Origin of the sequence: Bacillus sp. JJ1764 (genome assembly GCF_036962145.1) — a bacterium.
GTDB lineage: Bacteria > Bacillota > Bacilli > Bacillales > Cytobacillaceae > Neobacillus.
This window is the reverse complement of sequence record NZ_JBALNY010000041.1, coordinates 1-2,960: the sequence shown is the minus strand read 5'-3', so window position 1 is coordinate 2,960 and position 2,960 is coordinate 1. Positions and strand designations below refer to the sequence as shown.

Genomic DNA, 2,960 nt, shown 5'->3' with positions numbered 1-2,960 from the left:
GAAGAAACCAAGTAAAAACCGAGAATCGCCATTTTAGTTTTTCTCTCTAATTTTTTAGAGAAACAAACCTTTTAGGTTAAGTTAGAAAGGGCGCACGGTGGATGCCTTGGCACTAGGAGCCGATGAAGGACGGGACTAACACCGATATGCTTCGGGGAGCTGTAAGTAAGCTTTGATCCGGAGATTTCCGAATGGGGAAACCCACTGCTCGTAATGGAGTAGTATCTTTACCTGAATACATAGGGTACTGAAGGCAGACCCGGGGAACTGAAACATCTAAGTACCCGGAGGAAGAGAAAGCAAACGCGATTCCCTTAGTAGCGGCGAGCGAAACGGGAACAGCCCAAACCGAAAGGCTTGCCTTTCGGGGTTGTAGGACACTCAACATGGAGTTACAAAGGAACGGGGTAAATGAAGCGATCTGGAAAGGTCCGCGATAAAAGGTAAAAGCCCTGTAGTTGAAACTTCGTTCCCTCCTGAGTGGATCCTGAGTACGGCCGGACACGTGAAATCCGGTCGGAAGCAGGGAGGACCATCTCCCAAGGCTAAATACTCCCTAGTGACCGATAGTGAACCAGTACCGTGAGGGAAAGGTGAAAAGCACCCCGGAAGGGGAGTGAAAGAGATCCTGAAACCGTGTGCCTACAAGTAGTCAAAGCCCGTTTATGGGTAATGGCGTGCCTTTTGTAGAATGAACCGGCGAGTTACGATTACATGCAAGGTTAAGTTGAAGAGACGGAGCCGCAGCGAAAGCGAGTCTGAATAGGGCGAATGAGTATGTGGTCGTAGACCCGAAACCAGGTGATCTACCCATGTCCAGGGTGAAGTCCAGGTAACACTGGATGGAGGCCCGAACCGACGCACGTTGAAAAGTGCGCGGATGAGGTGTGGGTAGCGGAGAAATTCCAATCGAACTTGGAGATAGCTGGTTCTCTCCGAAATAGCTTTAGGGCTAGCCTCACGAAGTAAGAGTCTTGGAGGTAGAGCACTGTTTGGACTAGGGGCCCTCATCGGGTTACCGAATTCAGACAAACTCCGAATGCCAATGACTTATCCGTGGGAGTCAGACTGCGAGTGATAAGATCCGTAGTCAAAAGGGAAACAGCCCAGACCACCAGCTAAGGTCCCAAAGTATACGTTAAGTGGAAAAGGATGTGGAGTTGCTTAGACAACCAGGATGTTGGCTTAGAAGCAGCCACCATTTAAAGAGTGCGTAATAGCTCACTGGTCGAGTGACTCTGCGCCGAAAATGTACCGGGGCTAAACGTATCACCGAAGCTGTGGGTGGACACCGTATGGTGTCCGCGGTAGGAGAGCGTTCTAAGGGCGTTGAAGCAAGACCGGAAGGACTTGTGGAGCGCTTAGAAGTGAGAATGCCGGTATGAGTAGCGAAAGACGGGTGAGAATCCCGTCCACCGTATGCCTAAGGTTTCCTGAGGAAGGCTCGTCCGCTCAGGGTTAGTCGGGACCTAAGCCGAGGCCGAAAGGCGTAGGCGATGGACAACAGGTTGATATTCCTGTACCACCTCTTTATCGTTTGAGTGATGGGGGGACGCAGGAGGATAGGGTAAGCGCACTGCTGGTTATGTGCGTGTAAGCAGTTAGGCTGAGAAGTAGGAAAATCCGCTTCTCGCGAAGGCTGAGCTGTGATGCCGAGGGAAATATAGTACCGAAGTTCCTGATTCCACACTGCCAAGAAAAGCCTCTAGCGAGATAAAAGGTGCCCGTACCGCAAACCGACACAGGTAGGCGAGGAGAGAATCCTAAGGTGAGCGAGAGAACTCTCGTTAAGGAACTCGGCAAAATGACCCCGTAACTTCGGGAGAAGGGGTGCTTTTTGAGGTGAATAGCCTCGAAGAGCCGCAGTGAATAGGCCCAGGCGACTGTTTAGCAAAAACACAGGTCTCTGCGAAGCCGCAAGGCGAAGTATAGGGGCTGACGCCTGCCCGGTGCTGGAAGGTTAAGAGGAGGGGTTAGCGCAAGCGAAGCTCTGAATCGAAGCCCCAGTAAACGGCGGCCGTAACTATAACGGTCCTAAGGTAGCGAAATTCCTTGTCGGGTAAGTTCCGACCCGCACGAAAGGCGTAACGATCTGGGCACTGTCTCAACGAGAGACTCGGTGAAATTATAGTACCTGTGAAGATGCAGGTTACCCGCGACAGGACGGAAAGACCCCATGGAGCTTTACTGTAGCCTGATATTGAATTTTGGTACAGCTTGTACAGGATAGGTAGGAGCCTGAGAAGCCGGAGCGCTAGCTTCGGTGGAGGCGTCGGTGGGATACTACCCTGGCTGTATTGAAATTCTAACCCGCACCCCTGATCGGGGTGGGAGACAGTGTCAGGTGGGCAGTTTGACTGGGGCGGTCGCCTCCTAAAGTGTAACGGAGGCGCCCAAAGGTTCCCTCAGAATGGTTGGAAATCATTCGCAGAGTGTAAAGGCACAAGGGAGCTTGACTGCGAGACCTACAAGTCGAGCAGGGACGAAAGTCGGGCTTAGTGATCCGGTGGTTCCGCATGGAAGGGCCATCGCTCAACGGATAAAAGCTACCCTGGGGATAACAGGCTTATCTCCCCCAAGAGTCCACATCGACGGGGAGGTTTGGCACCTCGATGTCGGCTCATCGCATCCTGGGGCTGTAGTCGGTCCCAAGGGTTGGGCTGTTCGCCCATTAAAGCGGTACGCGAGCTGGGTTCAGAACGTCGTGAGACAGTTCGGTCCCTATCCGTCGTGGGCGCAGGAAATTTGAGAGGAGCTGTCCTTAGTACGAGAGGACCGGGATGGACGCACCGCTGGTGTACCAGTTGTCTTGCCAAAGGCATCGCTGGGTAGCTATGTGCGGACGGGATAAGTGCTGAAAGCATCTAAGCATGAAGCCCCCCTCAAGATGAGATTTCCCATAGCGTCAAGCTAGTAAGATCCCTGAAAGATGATCAGGTTGATAGGTCAGAGGTGGAAGC

1 rRNA gene is annotated in these 2,960 nt (G+C 52.5%); it reads left to right on the top strand.

The window, feature by feature from the left end:
* Positions 1 to 74: 74 nt before the first annotated feature.
* Positions 75 to 2,960 (top strand): 23S ribosomal RNA (locus V7083_RS06730); the annotation flags it as partial.